An 872-nucleotide genomic window follows, 5' to 3' on the forward strand; every position below is an offset into this window, starting at 1 on the left:
GCGCTGCCCGTGCGCGAGAACCTGTCGCTGGCGAGCCTCGCGCGCTTCAGCCGCTTCGGCCTCGTCGATACGCGCCGCGAGACCGCGGCCGCACGCGCGCTGATCGACACGCTCGGCGTGCGCACGCCCGGCCCACACGCGCCCGTGAGCCATCTCTCGGGCGGCAACCAGCAGAAGGTCGCGCTCGGCAAATGGCTCGGGCGCGCGCAGGCCGGAGGCGGCGGCATCTACATCCTCGATGAACCGACCGTGGGCGTCGACGTGGGCGCGAAAGCGGACATCTATCGGCTCATCGACGAACTCGTGGCGCAAGGCGCGTCGGTGCTGATCTTTTCGAGCGATCTGCACGAACTGCTCGACGTGACCGATCGCGTGCTCGTGCTGGCACGCGGCGCGATCGTGCAGGACGTGGACTCGCAGACGGCCAGCACGCAGGATCTGCTCGCGTGGGCCACGCTCGCGCGCCGCCGCGCCGAGGCCGCGCCAACTCAGGAGAACGCCGCATGAACGGCAAGGTGATCGAGCGCCTCGACGCGCTGGGCGACAAGCCCGACGCACCGCGCGATATCGACGCGACGCGTCAGCCCGCCGGCGCGCAATTCTGGCTGCGCGGCGGCGCGGTGCTCGCGTTCGCGCTGGTATTCGCGGTGTTTGCGCTGACGTCGCCGCTCTTTCTCACGGTGGCGAATCTCGCCAATATCGTGCAGCAATCGGCGGTGGTCGGCGTGCTCGGGCTGGGGCTCACGGCCGTGCTGATCGGCGGCGGCGCGGATCCGATCAAGGGCGGCCTCGACCTTTCCATCGCCGCGAACATGGGCCTGTGCGCCGCCGTCTACGCGGTCACGCTGCGCGTCGGCGCGACGAGCGCCGAG

Annotated in this window: 2 pseudogenes; both read left to right on the forward strand. The window is 70.9% G+C overall.

Going from position 1 to position 872, the window contains the following annotated elements:
• A pseudogene (locus tag G3N97_RS39095) lies at positions 1–507 on the forward strand (sugar ABC transporter ATP-binding protein); the annotation flags it as partial.
• Positions 504–872: pseudogene (locus G3N97_RS39100) on the forward strand (ABC transporter permease); the annotation flags it as partial. The pseudogenes G3N97_RS39095 and G3N97_RS39100, both read left to right, overlap by 4 nt.

This window comes from Paraburkholderia sp. Ac-20347, from assembly GCF_017104805.1.
In the GTDB taxonomy this organism is placed as follows: Bacteria; Pseudomonadota; Gammaproteobacteria; order Burkholderiales; family Burkholderiaceae; genus Paraburkholderia; species Paraburkholderia tropica.